This window comes from Micromonospora sp. NPDC049359 (assembly GCF_044466585.1).
Taxonomy (GTDB): Bacteria; Actinomycetota; Actinomycetes; order Mycobacteriales; family Micromonosporaceae; genus Micromonospora.
The window spans coordinates 1-24,152 of sequence record NZ_JBITMW010000013.1 but is presented as its reverse complement, the minus strand read 5'-3'; the positions used below and the strand labels follow the sequence as shown (position 1 = coordinate 24,152).

General features: G+C 73.5%; 21 protein-coding genes. 17 read left to right on the top strand and 4 right to left on the bottom strand.

All coding sequences use genetic code 11. The annotated features are described in order from the left end of the window. Positions 1-9 precede the first annotated feature (9 nt). The 3 genes from ACIBTX_RS26145 (at position 10) to ACIBTX_RS26135 (ending at position 4,511) form a co-directional block, all read left to right on the top strand. The gene (locus ACIBTX_RS26145) at positions 10-1,215 is read left to right on the top strand and encodes a sensor histidine kinase (protein ID WP_357118896.1); all 1,206 of its coding nucleotides are present in this window, start codon (positions 10-12) and stop codon (positions 1,213-1,215) included. Further along, a complete protein-coding gene (locus tag ACIBTX_RS26140; protein WP_357397441.1) occupies positions 1,212-1,877 on the top strand; it encodes a response regulator transcription factor in 666 nt (221 codons plus the stop codon). The genes ACIBTX_RS26145 and ACIBTX_RS26140 overlap by 4 nt, the downstream gene beginning before the upstream one ends. Positions 1,878-2,024: 147 nt before the next feature. Next, complete coding sequence (locus ACIBTX_RS26135) at positions 2,025-4,511, top strand: ABC transporter permease (protein WP_396833121.1); 2,487 nt, start codon at positions 2,025-2,027, stop codon at positions 4,509-4,511. 99 nt (positions 4,512-4,610) lie between these two features. Here the strand turns inward: ACIBTX_RS26135 and ACIBTX_RS26130 are convergent, their stop codons facing one another. Beyond that, a complete protein-coding gene (locus ACIBTX_RS26130) occupies positions 4,611-5,873 on the bottom strand; it encodes a nucleotide sugar dehydrogenase (protein ID WP_357118887.1) in 1,263 nt (420 codons plus the stop codon). 101 nt (positions 5,874-5,974) lie between these two features. Beyond that, complete coding sequence (locus tag ACIBTX_RS26125) at positions 5,975-7,345, bottom strand: protein kinase (protein WP_357118884.1); 1,371 nt, start codon at positions 7,343-7,345, stop codon at positions 5,975-5,977. A gap of 514 nt (positions 7,346-7,859) precedes the next feature. Here ACIBTX_RS26125 and ACIBTX_RS26120 point away from each other — a divergent pair. The 10 genes from ACIBTX_RS26120 to ACIBTX_RS26075 all read left to right on the top strand — a co-directional run bounded on the left by ACIBTX_RS26120 (position 7,860) and on the right by ACIBTX_RS26075 (position 15,830). Then, positions 7,860-8,567, top strand: coding sequence for an RNA polymerase sigma factor (locus ACIBTX_RS26120; protein WP_357397433.1), 708 nt, complete (start codon positions 7,860-7,862; stop codon positions 8,565-8,567). A 1-nt stretch (position 8,568) separates the two neighbouring features. Next, positions 8,569-9,396: a hypothetical protein gene (locus ACIBTX_RS26115; protein WP_357397430.1), complete on the top strand. Its 828-nt coding sequence runs from the start codon at positions 8,569-8,571 to the stop codon at positions 9,394-9,396. 178 nt (positions 9,397-9,574) lie between these two features. Continuing rightward, positions 9,575-10,810, top strand: a complete 1,236-nt coding sequence (gene egtA / locus ACIBTX_RS26110) for an ergothioneine biosynthesis glutamate--cysteine ligase EgtA (protein ID WP_396833120.1) — start codon at positions 9,575-9,577, stop codon at positions 10,808-10,810. Positions 10,811-10,968: 158 nt separating this feature from the next. Further along, on the top strand, positions 10,969-12,306 hold the full coding sequence (egtB, locus tag ACIBTX_RS26105) for an ergothioneine biosynthesis protein EgtB (protein WP_357118872.1): 1,338 nt from the start codon (positions 10,969-10,971) through the stop codon (positions 12,304-12,306). A 28-nt stretch (positions 12,307-12,334) separates the two neighbouring features. Next, entirely contained in the window at positions 12,335-13,081 is a 747-nt protein-coding gene (gene egtC, locus ACIBTX_RS26100) for an ergothioneine biosynthesis protein EgtC (protein WP_357118869.1), read from the top strand. A 55-nt stretch (positions 13,082-13,136) separates the two neighbouring features. After that, on the top strand, positions 13,137-14,102 hold the full coding sequence (egtD, locus tag ACIBTX_RS26095) for an L-histidine N(alpha)-methyltransferase (protein WP_357118866.1): 966 nt from the start codon (positions 13,137-13,139) through the stop codon (positions 14,100-14,102). 216 nt (positions 14,103-14,318) lie between these two features. After that, positions 14,319-14,906 carry a TMEM165/GDT1 family protein gene (locus ACIBTX_RS26090; RefSeq protein WP_396833119.1) on the top strand — a complete coding sequence of 196 codons (588 nt, stop codon included), beginning with the start codon at positions 14,319-14,321 and terminating at the stop codon, positions 14,904-14,906. A 39-nt stretch (positions 14,907-14,945) separates the two neighbouring features. Then, entirely contained in the window at positions 14,946-15,308 is a 363-nt protein-coding gene (locus ACIBTX_RS26085; protein ID WP_357118860.1) for a DUF1622 domain-containing protein, read from the top strand. Beyond that, entirely contained in the window at positions 15,305-15,628 is a 324-nt protein-coding gene (locus tag ACIBTX_RS26080; RefSeq protein ID WP_357118857.1) for a hypothetical protein, read from the top strand. Before ACIBTX_RS26085 ends, ACIBTX_RS26080 begins: the two co-directional genes overlap by 4 nt. A 4-nt stretch (positions 15,629-15,632) precedes the next feature. After that, entirely contained in the window at positions 15,633-15,830 is a 198-nt protein-coding gene (locus ACIBTX_RS26075) for a hypothetical protein (protein WP_357170530.1), read from the top strand. A 26-nt stretch (positions 15,831-15,856) separates the two neighbouring features. Here ACIBTX_RS26075 and nhaA read toward each other — a convergent pair whose 3' ends face one another. Then, complete coding sequence (nhaA, locus tag ACIBTX_RS26070; protein ID WP_357397420.1) at positions 15,857-17,206, bottom strand: Na+/H+ antiporter NhaA; 1,350 nt, start codon at positions 17,204-17,206, stop codon at positions 15,857-15,859. A gap of 349 nt (positions 17,207-17,555) precedes the next feature. Here nhaA and ACIBTX_RS26065 point away from each other — a divergent pair, with 349 nt between their 5' ends. Beyond that, complete coding sequence (locus tag ACIBTX_RS26065; RefSeq protein ID WP_357118848.1) at positions 17,556-19,016, top strand: polysaccharide biosynthesis tyrosine autokinase; 1,461 nt, start codon at positions 17,556-17,558, stop codon at positions 19,014-19,016. Here the strand turns inward: ACIBTX_RS26065 and ACIBTX_RS26060 are convergent. Then, the gene (locus ACIBTX_RS26060) at positions 18,997-19,551 is read right to left on the bottom strand and encodes a low molecular weight phosphatase family protein (protein WP_357118845.1); all 555 of its coding nucleotides are present in this window, start codon (positions 19,549-19,551) and stop codon (positions 18,997-18,999) included. The two genes, ACIBTX_RS26065 and ACIBTX_RS26060, sit on opposite strands and share 20 nt — an antisense overlap. 165 nt (positions 19,552-19,716) lie before the next feature. Between ACIBTX_RS26060 and ACIBTX_RS26055 the strand changes: the two genes are divergently transcribed. The 3 genes from ACIBTX_RS26055 (at position 19,717) to ACIBTX_RS26045 (ending at position 23,480) form a co-directional block, all read left to right on the top strand. Then, positions 19,717-20,964 carry a glycosyltransferase family 4 protein gene (locus ACIBTX_RS26055; RefSeq protein WP_396833118.1) on the top strand — a complete coding sequence of 416 codons (1,248 nt, stop codon included), beginning with the start codon at positions 19,717-19,719 and terminating at the stop codon, positions 20,962-20,964. Between the two features lie 97 nt (positions 20,965-21,061). Beyond that, on the top strand, positions 21,062-22,846 hold the full coding sequence (locus tag ACIBTX_RS26050; protein ID WP_357118839.1) for a DUF4012 domain-containing protein: 1,785 nt from the start codon (positions 21,062-21,064) through the stop codon (positions 22,844-22,846). Between the two features lie 13 nt (positions 22,847-22,859). Then, complete coding sequence (locus tag ACIBTX_RS26045) at positions 22,860-23,480, top strand: hypothetical protein (protein ID WP_357118836.1); 621 nt, start codon at positions 22,860-22,862, stop codon at positions 23,478-23,480. Positions 23,481-24,152 lie beyond the last annotated feature (672 nt).

The following is a 24,152-nucleotide window of genomic DNA, read 5'->3' as shown; positions in this document are numbered from 1 at the left end:
GTACGCTGGGTGACCGTGAGACGCACGCTGTTCGGCCGCCCCCTGCGCGGCGTCGCCTTCGACGTGGCCGTCTCCGTCGTGGTCGCGTTCGTCGGTCTCACCTCGGCGGTGTCGCAACCCGGCGGTTGGGCCGCCGTCGGCGTCGGCGTGGGCATGGCGGTGGCGCTGCTGTTCCGCCGCACCCACCCGAGCGCGGTGACCGTCGTCGTGGCGGCGCTCGCCCTGGTCCAGGTGATCACCCGGTGGGGTCCGCAGGCGTTCGACGTCGCCGTCCTGATCGCGCTCTACAGCGTCGTGAAATACGGCCGGCGGCTGCGCGACGGTGTGCTGGCCGGCGCGGTCGCCGCCGTGGGCGTGCTGCTCGCCGCCGCGCAGACCCCCGGCGTCATCGTGTGGTGGGTGACCGCGCTGTGGTACGCGCTGGTCACCGGCGCGGTCTGGCTCGTCGCGCTGAACGTGCGGACCCGCCGCCTCTACGTGCTGAGCCTCGAAGAGCGCGCCGCCACCCTCGAACGTGAGCGGGAGGCCGAGTCGCGGGCGGCGGTCGCCGAGGAGCGCACCCGCATCGCCCGCGAACTGCACGACGTGGTGGCGCACAGCATGGCGGTGATGATCGTCCAGGCGGACGGTGCCCGCTTCATGCTCGACCGCGACCCCGAGCAGGCGCGCGCCGCCGTGAAGGTGGTCGCCGACACCGGCCGCTCCGCGCTGGAGGAGATGCGGCGGCTCGTCGGGGTCCTGCGCGACTCGGGCCCCGCCGGGGCGGACGTCGTGGCCGCCGACCCGGAGCACCGCCGGTTGGCCCTGGCCGAGCTGCCCGACCTGCTGGCCCGCTTCCGCGACGCCGGGCTGTTTGTCCGGGACGCCGTCAGCGGCGAGCCCCCGGCCCTGCCGCCGGGCCTGGAGCTGACCGTCTACCGCGTGGTGCAGGAGGCGCTGACCAACGCGCTCAAGCACGCCGGCGTCGGCGCCACTGTCGACCTGCGGATGACGTACTCCGCCGACGCCGTCGAGGTCCGGGTCGTCGACGACGGTCGGGGCCGCCCGGTCGTCAGTCCAGCGCCGCCCGGCGGTCACGGTCTGCTCGGCATGCGCGAGCGCGTGGCGGTGTACGACGGCAGCCTCACCGCCGGCCCCCGGCCGACCGGGGGCTGGCAGGTGCGGGTACGGCTCCCGCTACCGTCGGAGCCCTCAGCGGAGGTGATCGCGGCATGACGGTCCGGGTGGTGATCGTGGACGACCAGGCGCTGGTGCGCGCCGGATTCAGGATGGTGCTGGACTCGCAGCCCGACCTGACGGTGGTCGGGGAGGCCATCGACGGCGCCGACGCCCTGCGCGTGCTGGCCCGCACCGAGGCGGACGTCGTGGTGATGGACATCCGGATGCCGACCATGGACGGGGTGGAGGCCACCCGCCGGATCTGCGCCGACCGGCCGTCGGGTCCGCCTCGGGTGCTGGTGTTGACCACCTTCGACACCGAGGCCGACGCGTTCGCCGCGCTGCGGGCCGGCGCGAGCGGTTTTCTGCTCAAGAACGTTCCGCCGGAGGAGCTGCTGGACGCCATCCGCGTGGTCGCGCGGGGCGACTCGGTGGTCGCCCCGTCGATCACGCGGCGGCTGCTGGACCGCTTCGCCGGCCAACTCGGCGTCACCCCGACCGCCGACCCCCGGCTGGCCCAGCTCACCGAGCGGGAGCGGGAGGTGCTGTTGCTGGTCGCGCAGGGGCTGTCCAACGCCGAGATCGCCGCCAAGGCGCACGTGGCCGAGGCGACGGTGAAGACCCACGTCGGGCGGATCCTGGCGAAGCTGCACCTGCGCGACCGGGTGCAGGCGGTCGTGCTGGCGTACGAGAGCGGCCTGGTCACACCCGGGCGCTGACCCGCCGTACGACCGCGGTCGTACGGCCGGCGCGTCCGTGCGCCACCTGCGGGGTACGCGGGTCGAGAGCGCAGGTGGAGATCGATCCGACCGGACCGGCCATAGCGTCGGAGGGGTCCGATCCGCGCCGGCACCGGGAGCCCGCACATGATCCGCCTGACCCTGCGTACGCTGCGCGCCGAGGCGCTGCGCATGCTGCTGTCCGCGCTCGCCGTCGTACTCGGTGTCGCCTTCGTCGCCGGCACGCTGATCGTCGTGGACGGGATGCGCGCGGGCGCGTACCAGCGGGCCGGCGCCTTCGACCGGCACACCGACCTCGGCGTCTACCCCGACGGCCCCCGGCCGCTGCCGGCGAGGCTGGTCGACGACGTCCGTACGGTCGACGGGGTGGCCGCCGCGGCCGGTGAGCTGCTCGGCTCCGGTGGACTCCTCGGCGCTGACGGGCGACCGGTGCTCGGCTACGCAGTGCTCGCCGCCATCCCCACCGAGACGGCCCTGCGCTCGTACGACGTGGTCGCCGGTCGCCTCCCCGACCGCGCGGGCGAGGTGGTGCTCGACGCGCCGACGGTGGCGAAGGAGGGCTTCACCCTCGGCGCTCCGGTTCTCGTCGGCGGGACCGGCGGGGCGGCCCGTCCGTACACCCTGGTCGGCACGGTCGACGTGGCGGGCAGCGTCCGCGACGTCGGCGGCCCGTTCATCGGCCTGGTCGGCGCGGACGCGCTCGCGGTCAGCGGCGGGCGTGGCTACGACCGGATCATGGTGGCGGCCCGGCCGGGAACAGCCCAGGCGGCGTTGGCCGACCGGCTACGCGCCGCCGTCGGGAGCGCCGACGTCGACGTGAAGGGCCGCCAGCAGATCCTCGATGAGGCCGTCGAGGACGCCGTCCGCAATCTGAACCAGTTCCTGCTGCTGCTGCTCATCTTCGTCGGGGTCGCGGTGGTGGTGGCCGGCTTCGTGATCGCCAACACCTTCGCGATCGTGCTGGCGCAGCGCACCCGCCGGACCGCGCTGCTGCGCCTGGTGGGTGCGACCCGGGGGCAGGTGTTCCGGGCGGCGCTGCTGGAGTCGGCGCTGCTCGGCCTCGTCGCCTCCGCCCTCGGCGTCGTGCTCGGGGTGGCTCTCGCCGGCGGACTCCGGCTGCTGATGTCTCGACTGGACGTGCCGCTCTCCGGCGGGTTGACCGTCGCCGGCTCGACCGTGCTGACCAGCCTGCTGCTCGGTACCGGGCTCACCGTCGCCGCGGCCCTGCTGCCGGCCTGGCGGGGCACCCGGGTCGCCCCGGTGGCCGTGCTGACCGACGCCGCCGTGCAGCCCGCTCGGGGAGCGGGCCGGGTGCGGCTGGCCCTCGGCGCGGTGGTGCTGGGCGCGGGAGTCGCGGCGCTGGCCGGCGCGGCCGACGCCGGTCAGGTGCTCCTCGTGGCCGTGGGCGGTGTGCTGGCCTTCTTCGGCATCGTGCTGTTTGGCCCGGTGCTCGTCCCGGCGCTGGTCCGGCTGATCGGCTGGCCGGCCCGCCGGGTGTTCGGGATGACCGTCGGTCTGGCGGTGGCGAACGCGGTTCGCAACCCGCGTCGGATCGCCGCGACGGCGACCGCCCTGGTCATCGGGATCGGCTTGGTGTCGGCGTTCGTGGTGGGCGCGCGCAGCACCAAGGACGGCATCGAACGCAGCGTCGACGCCGAGATCGGGACGGACTTCGTGGTCAGCGGCATCGGCCAGAATCTGCCCGCCGCGCTCGCCGGTGAGCTGGCCGCGCGCCCCGAACTGGGCGTGGTGCACGAGCAGCGCAGCGTCGTGACCGGCGACATCGAGGTCCGGGCCGCCCACCCGGCGCTGGTCGGCCGGACGTTGTCCGGCGTGGTGGCCGGCGACGTCGACCGACTCGGGCCGGGGCAGGTGCTGGTGCACCAGGAGCTGGCGCGGGCGCACGGCTGGCAGGTCGGTTCCGCCGTCACCATCGAGGGGCGGGCGTTCCGGGTGGCCGCGGTGGTGGCCGACGACGCGCCGGCCATGGTCTCCAGCGCCGCGCCCGAGGGACACGTCATCGAGCTGGACGACCGGGACTTCGCGGTGCTCTTTCCCCGCGAACGCGGTTTCCTCGCCGAGATCGACCCGGCTGACGGCGTGAGCGCCGAACGGGCCCGCGCCGCGATCGAGGCCGTGCTCGCCCGCTACCCGACGGCGAACCTGATGGACCAGGGCGCGTACAAGAAGATGCTCACCGGCACGGTGGACATGCTGCTGGCCTCCGTCACCGCGCTGCTCGGCCTGGCCGTCGTGATCGCCCTCGTCGGCGTGGCCAACACGCTGAGCCTGTCGGTGGTCGAGCGCACCCGGGAGAACGGCGTCCTGCGGGCGGTCGGGCTGTCCCGCGGCCGGATGCGGGCCATGCTCGCGGTCGAGGCGATCCTCATGACGCTGGTCGGCGCGATCCTCGGTATCGGGCTGGGCACCGGCGTCAGCGCCGCCGGGATGGCGCTGCTGGCCCGCCTCGGCGGGGACTTCCACGTGGTGCTGCCACTCGGCCAGCTCTCCTCGATCCTTGGCGTGGCGGTGCTGGCCGCTCTGCTCGCCTCGGTGCTTCCGGCCCGCCGGGCACTGTCGCGGCCCGTCGTCGAGGCGCTCGCCGACCAGTGAGCGTGTCGTCCACGGGTGCCCGAAGCGACATCCGCCGGCCGGCCCCGCCGCCTTCCCCGGCGGCGGGACCGGCCAGCGGTGCCGGGTCCGGGGCACGCCCTACAGGCGCTCGACCACCTCGCCGGAGCACCGGTTGCGGGTGTCGAAGACGTAGCGGGCGTGCCGGACCACCAGGTCGTAGTCGAAGCAGTCGTGGTCGGTGACCACCACGACCGCGTCCGCGGCCCGCACCTCCCGCTCGGTGAGCCCGACGACCGCGACCCCGGCGGGGATCTGGTGGGCCTCCGCGTACGGCTCGACCGCGTGCACCTCGGCGCCGAGTGCCTGCAGACGGCGGGCCACGTCGACGGCGGGGGAGTCCCGCATGTCACCGGTGTTCCGCTTGTACGCGAGCCCGAGCAGCAGCAGTCGCGCGCCGCTGACCGCCCGGCCGGTGCGGTTGAGCCCTGCCATGATCCGCTGGGTGACGTGCTCGGGCATCTCGTGGTTGATGTCGTTGGCCAGCTCGATGAACCGGAACTGCCGGCCGAGGCGTCGCTTGACCTGCCAGGACAGGTAGCACGGATCGATCGGCAGGCAGTGCCCGCCGACACCCGGGCCGGGCCGGAACGGCAGGAACCCGAAAGGCTTGGTCGCGGCGGCGTCGATCGCCTGCCAGACGTCGATGTCGAGGTGGTGCGAGAGCATCGTGAGCTCGTTGATCAGCGCGATGTTGACCTGGCGGAACGTGTTCTCGATCAGCTTGGTCAACTCGGCCACCCGGGTGGAGTCGACGGCGACGGTGCGCTCCACGAGCCGCTGGTAGAAGCCCTGCACCCGGTCCAGCGACGCCGCGTCGATGCCGGAGACCACCTTCGGGGTGTTCTCCAGTCGCCACGTCGGGTTGCCCGGGTCGATCCGCTCCGGGCTGTAGCCGAGGTGGAAGTCGCCGGGGCTGGTCAGCCCGCTGGCCGACTCCAACAGCGGCCGAAGCAGCTCCTCGGTGGTGCCGGGGTAGGTGGTCGACTCCAGGATGACCGTGCAGCCCGGCCGCACGTACGGGCCGACGCGGATACCGGCCTGCTCGACGAAGCTCAGGTCCGGGGTGCCGTCGCGCAGCGGGGTGGGCACGGTGATGACGCAGACGTCGAAACCCTCGGCGTCGGTGTAGTCGGTGCTGGGGCGGTACCGGCCGCTGCCCAGCGCCCGGCCCAGCCGGTCGGTGGGGATGTCCTCGACGAACGACTCACCCGACGCGAGCCGCTTCACCCGGTCGGCGTCGACGTCCAGGCCGACGACGTCCAGGCCCGCCTCAACGGCACGCATGGCCAGCGGCAGTCCGACGTACCCCTGGCCGATCACGACCAGCTTCTCAGCGCTCACCCGGGCTCCCGCAGACGGTGGAAATGACCTGCGGAGAGCCTAGAGCGGTTTTCAGCGACGTAAGTCCGTTTTGGGGATATCGGTGCTGGTGGGGCGGCTGGTCAGCCGCCTACGTCACCGGAGCCGGTCGACGGTTCGGTGGAGGGGCTCGGGTCGGTCGCCGGCGAGTTGCTCGGCGACGACGGGGTCTTCGGCGGGTCGCTCGGCGGCGGCGCGGTGGTCGCGCTCGGCGTCGGCGATGGAGAGTTGGCCGACTGGCTGGGCTGGACGCTCGGCGTGGCGCTGACCGACGCGGACGTCGTGGTGTCCGGGACGGTCGGCCGGTTCGGCCGGCCCGGGTCGTTGGTCATCTGCTCGTTCGCCGCCGGCAACTCCACCTGCTCGGTCGGCCCCGGCGTCGGCGCGACCGTCGGCAGCTTGACGGCCGGATCGTTGCCGGTGTTGCGCGCCGCGCCCAGGGCCGCGCCGAGGCCGACCAGGGCGACCAGCATGGCCACCGCGGCACCGACCAGCGGCCCGCGGCGTCGCGGGCGTGCCGGGTCGGTCGTGCCCGCCACCGCCGCGCCGACCGGCACGTCGGTGCGGGTGCCCGGACCCGCCTCGCGCAGCGGCACCGATGACGCCAGCGCCGTCGGTGGTTCGCCGCCGGTCACCGCGGTACGGGCCGCCTCCGCCATCGCCGAGCCGCTCGTGAAGCGGTCCAGCGGGTCCTTCGCGAGGGCCCGCGACACCAGGGCGCGGACCGCCTCCGGGATGTCGTGCGGCAGCTCCGGGGGCTCGTCGTCGAGGTGCCGGACGGCGACCTGGAGGGGGTTGTCACCGGTGAACGGCGGGCCGCCGGTGAGGCAGCAGTAGGCGACCGCGCCGAGGGCGTAGATGTCGGTGGCGCCGCTGACCGGCCGGCCGGCGGCCTGCTCGGGCGCCATGTAGAGGGCGGTGCCGGGCACCGCGTTGGTGCTGGTGATGCTGGTCACGTTGGTGGAGCGGGCGACGCCGAAGTCGACCAGGACGACCGTGCCGTCCTCCTGCACCAGAAGGTTGCTGGGCTTGACGTCGCGGTGCACGATGCCGCCGCGGTGCGCCGCGCCCAGCGCGTGCCCCGCCTGGGCGACGATCGACATCGTCTCGGCCACGTCGAGGCGACCGGCGGCCTCGATCCGCTTGGACAGCGGTTCGCCCTCGACGAACTCCATGACCAGATAGTCGGCTCGACCGCCGTCGGGCAGGTCGTCCTCCCCGCAGTCGTACACCTGCACGATGCCGGGGTGCCGCAAGGCCGCCATGATCCGCGCCTCGGCACGGAAGCGGGCGATGAAGTCCGGGTCGGAGACCAGCGCCGGCAGCAGGACCTTGACCGCGACCTGCCGGCCGAGGACGAGGTCGGAGGCACGCCAGACGTCGCCCATGCCGCCCGTGGCGACACGTTCGTCCAGGCGGTACCGACCGCTGAGCACGACCTCCGATGACAACACAGCATTACCGTACCCAGAGTGGCGGCCAACGGCTCGCTGCGGTGGACCCGGTGCGGGGTCGCCCCCGTCGGTCCGCCCGGGGCGACCTCCGGCGGCCGGGCCGGTGTGTGACGCTTCGATGACGCCAGGTCACAAAAGCCGACACATGTCGGCGTACGCCAGCCCGGTCGCCGCCGCAGACGCTCACCTGAGCCGGGGAGCGCCCGAGGGGCGTCGTCCGTTACGCCGGCACGCCGGTCGGACGGTTTGATAATTGTCACTCTTCTGTAATGCGATCCCAACTTGTCGCAGGAAACGTCCCCTTCTACCGTTAGCCCGGCTCGGGGCGCAGACGGGCAGCCCGTTCCGGGCCATCGCCGGGTGTGGACACCCCGGCCGGTGCCCGGACGGGGCCCGAATCGAAATCGGCGGGGGCGGTGCGGGTGCGGGAGCGGGTGAGGCCGGCGGTTCGCCGTGCGCGCACGACGCCGACGCGTGTCGCGCCGATCCGCTCCGGGCGGCCCGTGGGCCGCCGATGACGGGCGAACTGTCCGAGGCGGTCACCGCCGCGCAGTCCGGGGACGAGGACGCCTTCCGCTTCCTGTACCGCAGCCTCCAGCCGGGACTGCTGCGGTACCTGACCGCCCTGGTCGGCGCGGACGCCGAGGACGTCGCGTCGGAGACCTGGTTACAGATCTCCCGCGACCTGCCCACCTTCACCGGCGGCGAGTTCCGCGCCTGGACCGTCACCATCGCCCGCAACCGCGCGATGGACCACCTGCGGCGGCTGCGGCGACGACCGTCGCTGCCGGTACCGGTGCAGGCGCTCACCGAGCTGGCCGGCGACGGCGACACCGCCGAGCGGGCCGACGAGACGATCAGCACCGAGGCTGCGCTGGCGTTGATCGCCACGCTGCCACCCCGCGAGGCCGAGGCGGTGCTGCTGCGGGCCGTGATCGGGCTCGACGCGGAGTCCGCCGGCCGGGTGCTCGGTCGCCGGGCCGGCACCGTCCGGACCGCCGCGCACCGCGGTCTGCGGCGACTCGCCACCCTGCTGGACCGGCAGGCCGTACCGACGCCGTCGGTCGACGGCGACGCCACCGCCCCGCTGCGCGCGCCCGACACGTCGAGCGCGCCGGCCGACGGCGGCCCACCGGCGGTCGGCGCCGAGGTGGTTCCGCCCCCTCGTCGCCGGATCGGGCGTTCCCGGCAGACCTCACACGCCGAGCAGGCGGAGGGCTGACGTGAAGGGATTCCGGATGAACCCGCACCGGCGTGCCGGCCGCGCCGAGACCGAACGGCTGCTCGACGCCGCCCGCATCGACACCGCCCCCCCGCCTGACATCGCCGACCCGGGCGCGGCGGGCGTCCGGCAGTCCGGGGCTTCGCCGGACTCCGGGGCCGAGCCGCTGGCCCGGCTGCTCGCCGCCGCCGCTGGCCCGGCCCGACCTGCGGAGCTGGCGGGCGAGGAGGCCGCGTTGGCCGCGTTCCGAGCCGCCCGCGCCGTCCCGGCGCCCGCCGTGGCCCGACGGCCACGCCGTCTGCGGCTCAGGACCGGCGCGGTGGCCTGGATCGGGGCGTTGGCGGCCACCGCCACCGCTGGCGTCGCGTTCGCCGCGGCCGGGTTGGAGAAGGCACCCGAACCGCCGCCGGCACCGAGTAGCGCGCCACCCACTGCCAGCGCGCAGGTGAGCACCGGGCCCGTCGCGCCGAGCGGATCGACGCCGCCCGGCCGTCCCTCCCTGTCCGTCTCGCCGTCGGTCGGCACGACCCCCGGCGGTCAGCTGCACGGGCTGTGCCAGGCCTGGCGGTCCAAGAAGCCCGAGCAGCGGGAGAAGGCGCTGCGAACGCCGGCCTTCGAGCGGTTGGTGACGGCCGCCGGTGGGGTCGGCGCGGTCGAGGAGTACTGCCAGCGGCTGGTGCCCGAGGCGAAGCCCAGCCCGTCGCCGCTGTCCCCGTCTCCGTCCGCTCCGCCGCCGCCGTCGCCGCCTGCGGAGCAGTCCGCGCGGGCGACGCCACCCGGTCAGGCGAAGGTCAAGCCCTCGCACCCGGCCGGCCCGGCCGGCGACTGAGCGTACGGGCGCGCGGTTCGTTCTGCCCTGCACCGGGAAACGCGTCTGTTAGACAGGGATTGGTGGTCCGTCGACGCTCGGAAAGGGGAGTGTCGGTGGCCGGGTCTACGGTGGCACCCGTGCTCCGGAGCTGACGCACGGCGCACGCGGTCGTCGCACGACGAGGGAGGCTGCACCGATGGTGACGTCGCCGGAGCTGGACCAGAGCGAGATCCTGCGCGAGTCCGCCGCCGCGGGCCGACACCTCGCGCGCATCTGCTTCAAGACCGGTCCTCCCACGTACACCGGCGTCGAACTGGAATGGACCGTGCACGACGCCGCCGACCCCACCCGAGGAGTCGACCTGGCGCGGCTGCGGACGGCGCTGGGGCGGCACAGCCCCGTCACGCTGGATCCGGCGAGCCCCGCCGAGCCGCTGCGACACGGCGGCACGGTGACCCTCGAACCGGGCGGCCAGCTGGAGATCTCCACCCCGCCGCGTACCTCGGCCGGCGCGTTGATCCAGGCCACCGAGGCCGACATCGCCCAGGTCGCCGGTCTGCTGGCCGCCGCCGGGCTGACCCTGGGGCGCAGCGGCATCGACCCGCACCGGCGGCCCCGCCCGGTGTTGGACACTCCCCGCTACCGCGCCATGCGCCGCGTGTTCGACCGGCGCGGCCCGGCCGGCCGGACGATGATGTACAGCACCGCCGGCCTGCAGGTGTGCCTCGACATCGGCGAACCGGACCAGGTCGCCCCGCGCTGGGCGGCGGCCCACGCCGTCGGCCCACCGTTGCTCGCGGCGTTCGCCTCGTCGAGTCGGCACGCCGGCCGGCGTACCGGTTGGGCATCCGCGCGGATGGCCGCCTGGCTGGCGATCGATCCGGCGCGTACCCGCCCGGTGTGGGCGCCCGAGCGCGCGGACGACGACCCGCCGGCCGCCTGGGCGCGCTACGTGCTCGCCGCCCCGCTGCTGTGTCTGCGCCGGCCCGGCCCGGACTGGGCCCCGCCGCCGGGTGTCACCTTCGCCGACTGGCTGGACGGCGCGCTGCCCCGCCCGCCCACCACCGACGACCTCGACTACCACGTCAGCACCCTTTTCCCGCCGGTGCGCCCGCGCGGTTACCTGGAGCTGCGGTATCTGGACGCCCAGCCCGACCGGGACTGGCGGCTACCGCTGGCGGTGCTGAGCGCGCTGTTCACCGACGCGGGCACCGTCCGCGCGGCGTACACGATCGGCGCGCCGGTGGCGCACCGCTGGTCGGCCGCCGCCCGGCGCGGCCTCGCCGACCCGGCGCTGGCCGTCGCGGCGGCCGCGCTGCTCGACCTGGCCCTGGCCGCCCTACCGCGGCTGGGCCTGCCGGCCGGCACCGAGGACGACATCCACGACGGTATACGGCGGCGGCTCGCCGCCATCGCAAGGGTCGACCGGTGAGCGCGCGAGAGCGAGCCTCGAACGAAAGGTGCGACGGGTGAGCGCGAGGAGTGAGCCGGGTCTGCGAGCCCCGCAGTCGCGAACGAAAGGTGCGACGGGTGAGCGCGAGGAGTGAGCCGGGTCTGCGAGCCCCGCAGTCGCGAACGAAAGGTGCGACGGTGAGCGCGAGTACGACGGAGCATGCCGACGGTGAGCTGTTGCGGGGGCGGATCGCACAGGAGTTGGCGCGCGCCCGCTCCCGCACGGCCCTGCTGACCGAGGCGGTCGACGACGGCGACCTGATGCGCCAGCACTCTCCGCTGATGTCGCCGTTGGTCTGGGATCTGGCGCACGTCGGCAACCAGGAGGAGTTGTGGCTGGTGCGCGACGTGGGCGGCCGTGAGCCGGTCCGCTGCGACATCGACGACCTGTACGACGCGTTCAAGCAGCCCCGCCGGGACCGACCGCGGCTGCCCCTGTTGCCACCGGCGGAGGCGCGCGCCTACGTGGGCGCGGTCCGCGACAAGGTGTACGACCTGCTCGACGCGGTGCGCTTCACCGACCGGCCGTTGGTCGCCGACGGGTTCGCCTTCGGCATGATCGTGCAGCACGAGCAGCAGCACGACGAGACGATGCTCGCGACCCACCAGCTGCGCGCGGGCGCGGCGGTCCTGCACGCCCCGCCGCCGCCCGAGCCGGCCGTCCGGGCCGGCGGGGAGGTGCTGGTGCCGGCCGGAGAGTTCACGATGGGCACCGACACCGATCCCTGGGCCCTGGACAACGAACGGCCCGCGCACCAGGTCCACCTGCCCGCGTACGTCATCGACGCCGCACCGGTGACCAACGGCGCGTACGAGGCGTTCATCGCCGACGGCGGCTACTCCGACCGGCGGTGGTGGAGTGCGGCCGGCTGGGAACACCGGGTGCGCGAGCGACTGGTCGCGCCGCTGCACTGGCGTCGCGACGGTGACGGTTGGGCGTACCGGCGGTTCGGCCGCTGGGACCCGGTACGCCCCGACGAGCCGGTGGTGCACGTGTGTTTCCACGAGGCGCAGGCGTACGCGACGTGGGCCGGTAAGCGTCTGCCGACCGAGGCGGAGTGGGAGAAGGCGGCGCGGTGGGACCCGGCGACCGGGCGGTCCCGCCGCTACCCGTGGGGCGACGACGACCCGACCGAGGCGCACGCCAACCTCGACCAACGTCACCTGCGGCCGGCGCCGGTGGGCGCGTACCCGGCCGGCGTCTCGCCGCTCGGTGTGCACCAGCTCATCGGGGACGTCTGGGAGTGGACGTCGACCACGTTCACCGGTCATCCCGGCTTCGTCGCGTTCCCGTACCGCGAGTACTCCGAGGTGTTCTTCGGCGACGACCACCGGGTGCTGCGCGGTGGCTCGTTCGGCACGGACCGGTCGGCGTGCCGGGGGACGTTCCGCAACTGGGACTATCCGATCCGCCGGCAGATCTTCAGTGGCTTCCGGTGCGCCCGCGACGCCGGTCCGGACGAGTCGCCGCGGTGAGGCGCCCGACGCCACGCGGGGTGCGCTGATGTGCCGTCATCTGGTCTACCTCGGCCCGCCGGTCACGTTGGCCGCGTTGCTGTTCGAGCCGGCGTACGCGCTGGTCCGTCAGTCCTGGGCGCCGCGTGACATGCGCGGCGGCGGCACGATCAACGCCGACGGGTTCGGTGTCGGCTGGTATCCGGACGACGGTCCTCCGGTGCGGTACCGGCGTGCCCAGCCGATCTGGAGCGACCCGACGATCGCCGAGCTGGCGGCGGTGACACGTGCCGGCGCGGTGCTCGCCGCGGTCCGGTCGGCCACCGTGGGGATGGCGGTGGTCGACGGCGCGGCGGCGCCGTTCGCGGAGGGCCGGTGGCTGTTCAGCCACAACGGTGTGATCCGGGGCTGGCCCGATTCGATGGTGCCGCTCGCCGCCGGCCTGCCGGTGCGGGACCTGCTGACCCTGGACGCGGCCACCGACTCGGCGTTGCTGTGGGCGCTGGTGCGGCATCGGCTGCGCGCGGGCGATGACCCGGCGGAGGCGGTCGGCCGGACGGTGGTCGAGGTCGCCGCCGCCGCTCCGGGGTCGCGGCTGAATCTGCTGCTCACCGACGGACGGCGGGCGGTGGCTACGGCGGTCGGTCACGCGCTGTCGGTGCGCGCGGGCGCGGGCTCGGTGGTGGTGGCGTCCGAGCCGCACGACGACGACGCCGGGTGGCGGCCGGTGCCGCAGCAGCGCCTGGTCACCGCCACGACGGACGAGGTGCGGGTGTGCGGGCTGCCGGCCGGATGAGCGTTGCCGGCCGGGCTACGCGAGGTGTCTGACGACCACGATAGGGGCGGGGGCCATGAGCGCGGAACCGTTGGAGATCTACCTTGAGCCGCAGGACCTGGAGCGTGGCCTGCGGGCGGACGTCCGGGCGGGGCTGACGGCCGAGGCGAAGTGGCTGCCGCCGAAGTGGTTCTACGACTCGCGGGGCAGCGAGCTGTTCGAGGAGATCACCCGGCTGCCCGAGTACTACCCGACCCGGGCCGAGCGCGCGGTGCTCGCCGCGCACGCCGCCGACGTGGCGGCGCTGACCGGCGCGAAGACCCTGATCGAGCTGGGCTCCGGTTCGTCGGAGAAGACCCGGCTGCTGCTGGACGCGTTCACCCGCCGGGGAGGGCTGGGCACGTTCGTCCCGCTCGACGTCTCGGTCAGCGCCCTGCTCGGGTCGACGGCGCAGATCGCCGCCGACTATCCGGGGCTGCGGGTGCGGGGGATCGTGGGCGACTTCACCCGCCAGCTCGACCGGCTGCCGACCGGCGGGCGGCGGCTGGTGGTGTTCCTGGGCGGCACGATCGGCAACCTGTTGCCGGCCGAGCGGGCCGGGTTCCTGACCGCGATGCGCGCCGCGCTGGAGGTCGGCGACTGGTTGCTGCTCGGCACCGACCTGGTGAAGGACCCGTCGGTGATCGTGCCCGCCTACGACGACGCGGCCGGGGTCACGGCCGAGTTCAACCGCAACGTGCTGTATGTGATCAACCGGGAGTTGGGGGCCGACTTCGACCCGGAGGCGTTCGCGCATGTCGCCCGGTGGGACCCGGAGCGGGAGTGGATCGAGATGCGTCTGCGAGCGACGCGATCGATGCGGGTCCGGGTGCTGGACCTCTCGGTGGCGTTCGACGAGGGGGAGGAGCTGCGGACGGAGGTGTCGGCGAAGTTCCGCCCGGAGGGGGTGGCCGCCGAACTGGGCGCGGCGGGCTTCGCGGCGTCGCACTTCTGGACGGACCCGCGCGGGCTGTTCGGGGTGACGCTGGCGCGGGCGTGGTGAGCCTGTTCACCCGCGCCGTCCGGCCCGCTCGCTGATCGGTTAAGCTGGTCGCGCGAAGGGGAGTAGCCCCCAATGTCGTGGTCGACATACTGGTGCGTTCCGCATCCGGCCACGCGGCCCCGGTTCTCCGGGGCGGGCGAGACCTTCGACTCAGGCTGTCGCAGCCGGGTCGAGGGCGCCCCCGCACCTCCTCCCGGTCTGAACGGGAAGGATGTCATGGAGGGATTCCTCGCCGCGCTGGTCGTCAGCTTCGGCGTCATCTTCGTCGCCGAGCTGGGAGACAAGTCCCAGTTGATGGCGCTGACGTTCGCCACGCGGTTCAAGCCGCTTCCGGTGCTGATCGGCATCACCGTCGCCACGGCGGTGGTGCACCTGGCGTCGGTCGCCATCGGTTCGGGTCTCGGCGCCGTGCTGCCCACCGAATGGATCTCGCTGGTGGCCGGCGTGGCCTTCCTCGGCTTCGGCGCGTGGACCCTGCGCGGTGACAAACTCACCGAGGAGGAGAAGCGTAAGGCCGAGAAGACCAGCAAGACCGCGATCGTGGCGGTGTCGGTGGCGTTCTTCCTGGCCGAGCTGGGCGACAAGACGATGCTCGCGACGATCACCCTGGCCACCAAGTACGGCTGGTTCGGCACCTGGCTCGGCTCCACGGTGGGCATGGTGGCCGCGGACGCGCTGGCCATCCTGGTCGGCCGGATGCTCGGCCGCCGGCTGCCGGAGAGGACCATCAGGTGCGGCGCCGCGGTGCTGTTCGCCATCAGTGGCCTCTGGCTGATCCTGGAGGCCGTGAACGAGCTGACCTGAGCGCCGACTAGCCGCCCCGGTGGCGGGTAACGCCTCCGGGTGGAGCCGGCGGAGCTGCTGCGCCACGGCGACCAGGTGCTGGTCGCCGTGGTGGAGGTGGCCGGCGCCCTGGTGATCGTCGTGGGCGCGCTCTGGGCGGCGGTGCGGTTCGTGGCCGAGGGGCTACGGCACCGCACCGCCGCCGTCTTCACCCCGATCCGCCTGTCGCTGGGCCGGTTCCTGACGCTCGGTCTGGAGTTCCAACTCGCGGCCGACGTGTTGCGGACCGCGGTGTCGCCGTCGTTCACGCAGATCGGCCAGTTGGCGGCGATCGCCACGATCCGGACGGCGCTGAACTACTTCCTGGGCCGGGAGATCCGGCAGGAGCAACGGCAGGTCACCGACGGGCGGCAGGGGACGTGATCGGCGGGCTGGTCGAGGCGGTGACCGCGCTGGCCCTGGTCACCGGGGTCGTCGCGGCGGTGTGCACCGGCGACGTGCGGGTCGCCGTACGCGTGCTGTTGGACCTTTTGACGGCGGCCGGCCTGCTGCGGCTCGCCGGGGATCCGGCGTGGGGTGGCCTGGCCTCCACCGCCGCGATCGTCGCGCTGCGGCAACTGCTCGCGGCGGCGTTGAGTCTCCCGCCGCCGTGGTCGCGGCGACAATCCCCGCCGCGCTGCGGGGGCGACGATCACCGCCTACCGTGGGCGGTACCAGAGAAACCGGGAAAAGCGGGAGGATAACCACATGAGCCGGCACGACGAACCGAACGAGTACGGATACGCCGGCGGCGCCACCGCTCCCGAGCCGCAGCCCGGCGGCAAGCCCGACGAGCAGGACCTCGCGGAGGAGGTGGCGGTGCCCGCCGACGACCTCACCGCCCCCACGACCGACGCCCTCGCGGACGAGACCGAGGAGCGGGCGCCGCACGACCGCCAGCGCTGAGCATGGCGGGTCGCGGGCCGGGCCGGTCACTCCCGTCCGGGCCGCTGGTAGACGTCGGGCACCCCGTCGCCGTCGGCGTCGAGGCGGTCCTTCTCGGCCACCCGCCGGTACGCGGCGTTGCGGCGGGCGAGCACGGCGGCGGCGAGCGCCGCGGAGATCACCGACCCGACGAGGACCGCCGCCTTGACCCGCTCGTCGGCCGTACTGCCCGCGCCGAACGCCAGGTCGCCGATGAGCAGCGAGACGGTGAACCCGACCCCGGCCAACAGGGCGATGCCGAACAGGTCGGACCAGGTGATGTCCTCGTCCAACTCGGCGCGCGTGAACCGGGCCAGCAGGTAGGTCGAGCCGAAGATCCCGATGCTCTTGCCGAACACCAGGCCGGCCACCACGGCGATCACCAGCGGGTCGGTCAGCAGGGTCCCGAGATCGGTGCCCCGGAGTGTCACGCCGGCCGCGAAGAGGGCGAAGACCGGCACGGCGAAGCCGGCGGACACGGGTCGCCACCGGTGTTCCAGGTGCGCGGCGAGACCGCCCGCGTCCGCCCCACCCGACTCCGCCCGGTCGGCCGTCGCGGCGGTGCCGCCCGGGGCGCGGCTCAGCACCGGCACGGTGAAGCCGAGCAGTACGCCGGCGACCGTGGCGTGCACGCCCGAGGCGTGCACCAGCGCCCAGGTGGCGGCCGCGAGCGGGACGAGGGCCCACCACCAGGTCCGGCCTCGCCGTACCAGCCACGCGAAGAGCCCGATCGGGGCGAGCGCGGCGAACAGCGGCAGCGGGTGGAAGTCGGCGGTGTAGAAGACCGCGATGATGGTGATCGCGAACAGGTCGTCGACCACGGCCAGGGTGAGCAGGAAGGCGCGCAGACCCTGGGGAAGGTGTGAGCTGACCACCGCGAGGACGGCCAGCGCGAAGGCGATGTCGGTGGCGGTCGGGATGGCCCAGCCCCGCAGTCCCTCGCCGCCCGTGCCGAGGAGCACGGCCACGTAGACCAATGCGGGCAGCGCCATTCCACCCAGGGCGGCCACCACCGGCAGTGCCGCGCGGCGTGGGTCGCGCAGATCGCCGGCGACGAACTCACGCTTGAGTTCCAGGCCCACCACGAAGAAGAAGATGGCGAGCAGGCCGTCGGCGGCCCAGGTGGCGAGGCTCAGGTCGAGGTGCCAGCGCTCGCCGCCCGGCCAGGGCACCCAGGCCCCGAGCCGGACGTACGCCTCGCTCCATGGCGAGTTCGCCCAGACCAGCGCGAGGACGGCGCCGAGCAGCAGCAGGGCGCCACCCACCGTTTCGGTGCGCAGCACGTCGGCCAGGTGCCGGGCCTCCGGCCAGGACGACCGCGCGAAGAGTCGGTCGCGGTGGGGGGTGCGGTCGGTCAAAGGGCTCACCTCTGGTGTCGGGACGGCAAAGATCCAATCGCCGACCAGACTTCCCGGCACACCGTTGTCGAGCCTATCCGCTCGGCGGTACGTCGTGATCGTGCGCGGCGCGGCGCGGCGATCGAGATCGGCCCGTGGAATCGGTCGCCGACTTTTCCGGACGTCGCCGCTGCCGAATGGCCCTTTGTCGGGTTGGTCATGCGGGACGGCGCGGTTACCGACGCCGAAAATGCATAACTCCGGACATAAGTCCTATGAGGGGCTTTAATGGTTTCACGAGTTGACAGACGACCTTGGGGGTTTTCGTGAAGTTCTTTGGCGTAACCGGACCGGTCCGGAGGCAAGCCTGATGGACCTGCTTCGCCAATTGCGCCACGTGCGTCGGCACTGGTGGGTCGTGCTGCTCACGATCATGGTGTCCCTGGGCGTCTCGGCGTTTCTGACCGTACGGGCCCAGCCCCGGTACGTCGCCTCGGTGACCTTCTTCGTCACCACCCCCAACCAGGGCGTCTCCGATGCCTACCAGGGCGGGCTGTTCCTCCAGCAGCGCGTCAAGTCGTACGCCGACCTGCTCAGCAGCGACCGCCTGGCACAGAGTGTCGCGGCCGAGACGCCGGTCGGGCTCACCGCGGACGAGGTGCAGCGCCGGGTGACCACCTCCACCGAGACGGGCACCGTCCTGCTGCGCGCCTCGATCACCGACACCGACCAGGCCCGCGCCCTGCGGGTGAGCGAGACCCTCGCCGCGAAGTTCGTCGAACTCGTCCAGAAGGTCGAGACGCCACCCGAGGGCAAGTCACCCATCAAGATCGAGGTGGTCAGCGGCCCACGGGTCAGCGCGAGCCCCGTCTCGCCGAAGCCGCTGCGTAACCTCGTACTCGGCGGTCTGCTCGGCCTCGTCCTCGGCGTCGGCCTGGCGATCCTGCGCGGCGTCGCCGACGTCCGCCTGCGCGACGCCGCCGGCCTGCAACGCGCCACCGGAAGCCCGCTGCTCGGTGAGATCCCGTTCGAGAGCGCCGCCCGCACGTCCCCGCTGATCGTCGGCGACGCCGCGACGTCGGCCCGTGCCGAGGCGGTCCGCAAGCTGCGGACCAACCTGCGCTTCGTGGACGTGCACGAGCCGGCCCGGGTCATCGCCGTGACCAGCGCGTTGCAGGGCGAGGGCAAGACGACGATGTCGTGCAACCTGGCCATCGCGCTGGCCGAGGCGGGCTGGCGGGTGCTGCTGGTCGACGCCGACCTGCGACGCCCGAAGGTCGACGACTACCTGGGCCTGGACGCCGGTGTCGGCCTCACCGACGTGTTGGTCGGCGACGTCCAGGTCGGTGACGTGGTGCAGCGGTGGGGCGACAAGTCCCTGCTGGTGCTGCCCAGTGGCTCCGCGCCGCCCAACCCGAGCGAGTTGCTCGGCTCCAAGGCGATGGCGGACCTGCTGCTCGCGTTGCGCGAGTCCGCGGACATCGTGATCATCGATACCGCGCCGCTGCTCGCGGTGACCGACGGCGTCGTGGTGGCTGTCCAGGCCGACGGCGCGCTGCTGGTGAGCCAGCAGGGTCGGACGTCGCGTACCCAGGTGGCCGCGGCGGCCCGCGCGCTGCACTCGGTCTCGGTGCGGCTGCTCGGCTGCGTGCTCAACATGGCGAAGGTGGCCAAGGCCGAGGCGTACCAGTACGAGGCCTACCGGGTGGTCGCCTCGACGGCCACGCCGTCGGTACCGACCGACCGGGCCCCCGCCGCCCGGCACAGTGAGGACGCCGGGGTCAACGGTGTCAGCGACCGTACCCAGGAACTCACCCGGCTGCCCCGATGAGCGCGGCGAGGGGTCGTAGCGAGCGTTCGATCTCCTCGGCGCAGCGACGGAAGTCGGCGACGGTACCGCCGATCGGGTCCCGAAGGTCGTCCGCGTCCGCAGCGGCGGGTTGCAGCCGCCCGCGGGCGCTGGCGGCGGCGGCGATGGCGGCCCCCAGCGGATCGTCGGTCGATCCGACGGGCGGTTCGGCCGCCGCCGCCAGCCGGCCGAACTGGCGCAGGGTGAACGTCCGGTGCAGCGCGCCGGGCGCGAGCGAGGTGCACACCGACCGCTGCCGCCGCGTCGCGGTCAGCACCAGCGTCGCCTCGGTCAGCTGTTCGGCACGCAGCGTACGGCTGCTGAACGCCGTCGGGTCGCCGCCCTCCTCGGCCACGACCTCCGCCGCGTACGGGTGCATGGCCATCCCGTCCATCGCGTCGGTGCCGGCGCTGGACACCAGCACGGGACGGTCGGCCAACAGCCGTCGGGCCAGGTGCTCGGCCATCGGCGAGCGACACAGGTTGGCGTGGCAGACGAACAGCACGCGGTCGGCCATCGGGAGCCCTCTCGTGGATGCGGACACGGGTCGCCGCACCGCGAGGGTGATGCGTCGACGCCGCTGGGCGCGCGGGGAGGGGTTGCCAGCATCCTACGCGGGCCGCCCCGTCGGACGCGGTGCCGCGCCGGCCGAGCCCGGTCCGCGCCCACCGGCGGTGCCGCGGTGAAGATCGGCATCCTGTCGTACCACTTCCCGCCCGAGCCGGCGTTCATCCCCGGCAGCCTCGCCGAGGAGTTGGCCGCGCGCGGGCACGAGGTCCGCGTCCTCACCGGATTCCCCGACTACCCGGGCGGCCACGTCTATCCAGGGTGGCGGCAGCGGTGGCACCACGAGACGCACAGCGACCGGCTGTCGGTCCGCCGGGTGCCGCGGGTCTCCGGCGGGGCCACCACCACCCGGGCGCGGATGGCCAGCTACCTGTCGTTCGCCGGGAGCGCGTCGCTGGCGGCCCGCCGGTTCCTGGGTGACGTGGACGCGCTCTACGTCTTTCAACTGCCGGCCACCACGTTCGCCACCGCCGCCGTCCTGCGGCTCCTCGCGAGGGTGCCGACGGTGCTGCACGTACAGGATGTCTGGGCTCGCGACGGCGTCGACGCGTCCGGCGGCGGCCGCTGGTTGGCGCGGATGGACGCCGCGATGACCCGCGTCTACCGGTCGGCCGCGCGGGTCGCCGTGGCCGCGCCGTCGATGCGCGACCTGGTGGTCGCGGCCGGCGCCGACCCCGGCCGGGTTCGTCTGGTCCTCAACTGGACGGACGAGCGCATCTTCTACCCGGCGACACCCGGCGCGGCGGCCCGGCAGATGGTCCGCCGGGATCGCCGGTGTGTGGTCATGCACGCCGGGACCATCGGACCCCGCCAGGGGCTGGAGACGGCGGTACGGGCCGCGGCCGCGCTGGACCGGACGATGGACCTGGTCCTGGTCGGCTCGGGCGCGGACGAGCGGCGGGTGCGGGGGCTCGCCGCCGACCTCAAGGCGGAGAACGTCCGCTTCCTCGAACGGCGGTCACCTGTCGACATGCCCGAGCTGTACGCCGCCGCCGACTACCAGTTGATCATGCTGCGCGACCTGCCCGAGCTTCGCGGCATGGTGCCGGGCAAGCTGCAGGCCGCGCTCTCGTGCGCCGCGCCGGTCGTCGCGTCGGCCGGCGGGGACACCGTCGAGCTGGTCGAACGCGCCCGAGCCGGGCTGTCCTGCCCACCCGAGGACTGGGCCGCGTTGGCCGACCGGTTCTGGCTGGCCGCCACCATCCCGCCGCCCGCGCGCACCGAGATGGGCCGGCGGGGGCGGCAGACGTACCTGCGGGAGATGTCGCTGCCGGCCGGTGTCGACCGGATCGAACGGCTGCTGCACGAGGCCGCCGGCCGCGTCCCGCAGGGAGCCACGGCGTCGCGAGGAAAACTCGCGTAAAGGACCAGAAATGCCATAACGGTACGAGAGTCCTCGTAACGTGCTAAGAACGTCAGGGAATTCGACAGACTGTCCGATTCCTGGATCGGAGTGTGGTGTGACGGAGAGCGAACGACCGGGTCGACGACGAAGCCGGTCCCGGCGTCGCCGGCGCGCGCGACTGCGCCGGGCCCTGCTCGGCGCGCTCGTGGTCGGATCGCTGGTGCTGGCCGCGGGTGGGTGGATCGGTTTTCGTGGTTGGCAGGCGCGCGCGCACCTGCTCAATGCCGCCGGCCTGGCCCGGGAGTTGAGCGCTCAGGTCGTCGGCGGGGACACCGACCGGGCCCTGCGCACCCTCTCCGCCCTGCAGGAGCAGTCCGGCGCGGCCCGGACCGCCACGTCCGACCCGAGCTGGAGGCTCGGTCGGCACACCCCGGCGGCCGGTGACGATCTCGACGCGGTCCGGCTGATCGCCATCGCCATCGACGACCTGGCCCGGCAGGCGTTCCCCAGCCTGCTGCGCACGGACCTGACCAGCCTAGTGCCGGCCGGCGGCCGGTTGGACCTGGCCCGGCTCACGTCGGTCTCCGGCGAGCTGACCCGGGTCAACGACTCGGTGCAGGGCACCCGTCGGGACCTGGCCGCCGTGCCGGCCGACAAGCTGGTCAGCCAGGTCCGCCAGGCGCTGACCGATCTCCGCGGCGAGATCGACCGGTTGGCCAGCCTCACCGCTGCGGCCGACCAGGGCGCTCGGCTGCTGCCGCCGCTGCTCGGCGCCAGCGGCTCTCGGCGCTACCTGCTCGTCTCGCAGAACCTGGCCGAGCTGCGCGCGACCGGCGGCATGTTCGGCGCGTACGCGATGATCGAGGCCGAGGGCGGGCGGGTCCAGATGGGCCGGCAGGGCAGCAGCGCGTCCCTGGGTCGGTTCACCCCGGCGTTGAAGCTGCCCGCCGAGACCCGGGCGATCTGGACCGACCTGCCCGGCATCTACCCCGCCGACGTGAACCTGACCCCGCACTTCCCGACCGCCGCCGCCCTGTACCGGGAGATGTACCGGCGCAAGACCGGTACCACTGTCGACGGTGTGCTCGCCGTGGATCCGGTGGTGCTGTCCTACCTGCTCAAGGCGACCGGCCCGGTGCTGGTGCCCGGCGGGGCGCCGCTGGCCAGCGAGAAGGCCGTGCAGACCCTGCTCAACGAGACCTACCAGCGACTGGACACCACGCAGCAGGACGCCTACTTCGCATCCTCGGCGGCTGCGGTGTTTGACGCCTTCTTCACGAAGAATGTCAACCCCAGGGTGTTGTTGTCCGCATTTGACCGTGCTATCACGGAACGCCGGATATTGTTCTGGAGTGCTCACCCGGAAGAACAACGGACGTTCGGCAACAGCCGGATGGCCGGGACGCTCCCGGAACAGGACACCGTGCCGACGGTCGGCGTGTTTCTCAACGACGGCAGCGGCGCGAAGCTCGGCTACTACCTGCGGCCGACGGCGAGCCTCACGGTCGGCGAATGCCGGCCCGACGGCCGCCGCGAGCTCCGACTGCGGGTGACTCTGCGCTCGACGGCGCCGAAGTCAGGGCTCAGCAAGTCGATCCTTGGCCTCGGTCTGGCTGGCGACCCGTACACCGTGCGCACGCTGGTGTCGATCTTCAGCCCGGCGGGCGGCTCCGTGCTCGACGCCCGGCTCGACGGGGCCGAGACGGCACTGGGCAGCGGCACCGAACGCCGCCGCCAGGTGGCGACGGCCAACGTCGACATCGGCCCCGGCGTCGAGAGGGCGCTGGAGGTCACCGTCCTGACGGCCAAGACCGGCGTCGGGCAGGCCGAGCTGTGGCTGACCCCCACCGCCAGCCCTTGGACCACCCAAGTTCATTCCGCACGAAGCTGTGACCAGTAGGAGGGAACCAATCATGCGGCTATCCCGCATCATCATGGCGCTCACGGTCGGCCTGGCCGTGGTGGCCGTGCCGACGGCAGCGGGGGCGGCACAGCCGCAGCCGACGCCCAGCGGCACGCCTCAACCGCCGCCGTACCCGCCGGCCGCCGCGTCCCTGACCGTCAACCGGCCGACGATCTTCCTGGGCGAGACGGTCATCCTGACCGGCACCAATTTCGGCCCCAACGAGACCGTCGACATCTCGGTGACGGTAACCCCCCTCGCTGCCCCGGCCGCCGGCAACGCGCCGGCCCGCCGCAGCGACGGCACCACCGTGGCCATGGCGCCGGTGGCGTACCAGGCGAGCGCGCCGCTCAACTTCACGGCGTACACCGACGCCCAGGGGCACTTCACCAAGAGCTACAAGCCGTCGGTGACCGGTCTGCTGACCTTCACCGCAACGGGCCGCGAGTCCGGCCGGACCGCGAGCACCGAGCTGCGGGTGCTGCACCGCAAGCAGCCGCTGCCCGTCACCGGTGACAGCATCGGTACGCCCATGAAGCTCGGTGGCGGTCTCGTCGGCGCCGGCGCGATCATGCTGCTGCTGACCCTGGCCTGGCGTCGCCGCCAGCGCTTCGGCGGAGCCGCGCACTAACCGGCACCACAGCCGGGGCAGTGCCCCGGACGTACCTCGAACTGGCGCCCGTCGGATTGTCCCGGCGGGCGCCAGGTCACGTCGTGGGGCGGTGTGGCGTTCGCCCGGTCCACACCGCCTCGGCGTGATCGACTCCCGACCGCCAGTCGCGGGGGTGTCGACGACCCGGGACGCCCGCTTGGCGTCCGTCGGCGGCGGGCTCCTGCCACGCCGCCCCGATCGCCCCGATCGCCCCGATCGCCGTGATCGCCGTGATCGCCGTGATCGCCGTGATCGCCGTGATCGCCGTGATCGACACGAGGTCGCCGATATGGGGGCATCGACCGGTCCGGGATGCCCCGAGTTCGGCGATCCGGAGTCGATCACCCAGGCCGACCACCGTGCGTGGGTGGTGTGTCCGGTTGTGGGGCCGGTGTGGTGACCGGTTGCACCCGTGGGCCGGAATCGTGGCGGGCCGGGGGTCGTTACACCTCCGGACGATCGCAGGACCACGGCCGAGCCCCCCGCCCCGGGGGAGCCAAGCCCCCGGGAATGGCCCCGCCCCCCGGGTCGTTACACCCGGACCGGCCGCCACGAGCCCCCGCTCGCAGGCCGCCCCCCAGACTTTGAGCGCCCGGACGAGGTGCTGACACCCCCGTCACCTGATCCCCCGAACGGTGACAGGTGGGTGTT

Coding starts and splice junctions, on each gene's coding strand:
- egtA (WP_396833120.1), top strand. CDS start 9,575: ATGGTGACGTCGCCGGAGCTGGACCAGAGCGAGATCCTGCGCGAGTCC.
- ACIBTX_RS26135 (WP_396833121.1), top strand. CDS start 2,025: ATGATCCGCCTGACCCTGCGTACGCTGCGCGCCGAGGCGCTGCGCATG.
- egtC (WP_357118869.1), top strand. CDS start 12,335: ATGTGCCGTCATCTGGTCTACCTCGGCCCGCCGGTCACGTTGGCCGCG.
- ACIBTX_RS26090 (WP_396833119.1), top strand. CDS start 14,319: ATGGAGGGATTCCTCGCCGCGCTGGTCGTCAGCTTCGGCGTCATCTTC.
- ACIBTX_RS26120 (WP_357397433.1), top strand. CDS start 7,860: ATGACGGGCGAACTGTCCGAGGCGGTCACCGCCGCGCAGTCCGGGGAC.
- ACIBTX_RS26075 (WP_357170530.1), top strand. CDS start 15,633: ATGAGCCGGCACGACGAACCGAACGAGTACGGATACGCCGGCGGCGCC.
- egtD (WP_357118866.1), top strand. CDS start 13,137: ATGAGCGCGGAACCGTTGGAGATCTACCTTGAGCCGCAGGACCTGGAG.
- ACIBTX_RS26065 (WP_357118848.1), top strand. CDS start 17,556: ATGGACCTGCTTCGCCAATTGCGCCACGTGCGTCGGCACTGGTGGGTC.
- ACIBTX_RS26045 (WP_357118836.1), top strand. CDS start 22,860: ATGCGGCTATCCCGCATCATCATGGCGCTCACGGTCGGCCTGGCCGTG.
- ACIBTX_RS26060 (WP_357118845.1), bottom strand. CDS start 19,551: ATGGCCGACCGCGTGCTGTTCGTCTGCCACGCCAACCTGTGTCGCTCG.
- ACIBTX_RS26140 (WP_357397441.1), top strand. CDS start 1,212: ATGACGGTCCGGGTGGTGATCGTGGACGACCAGGCGCTGGTGCGCGCC.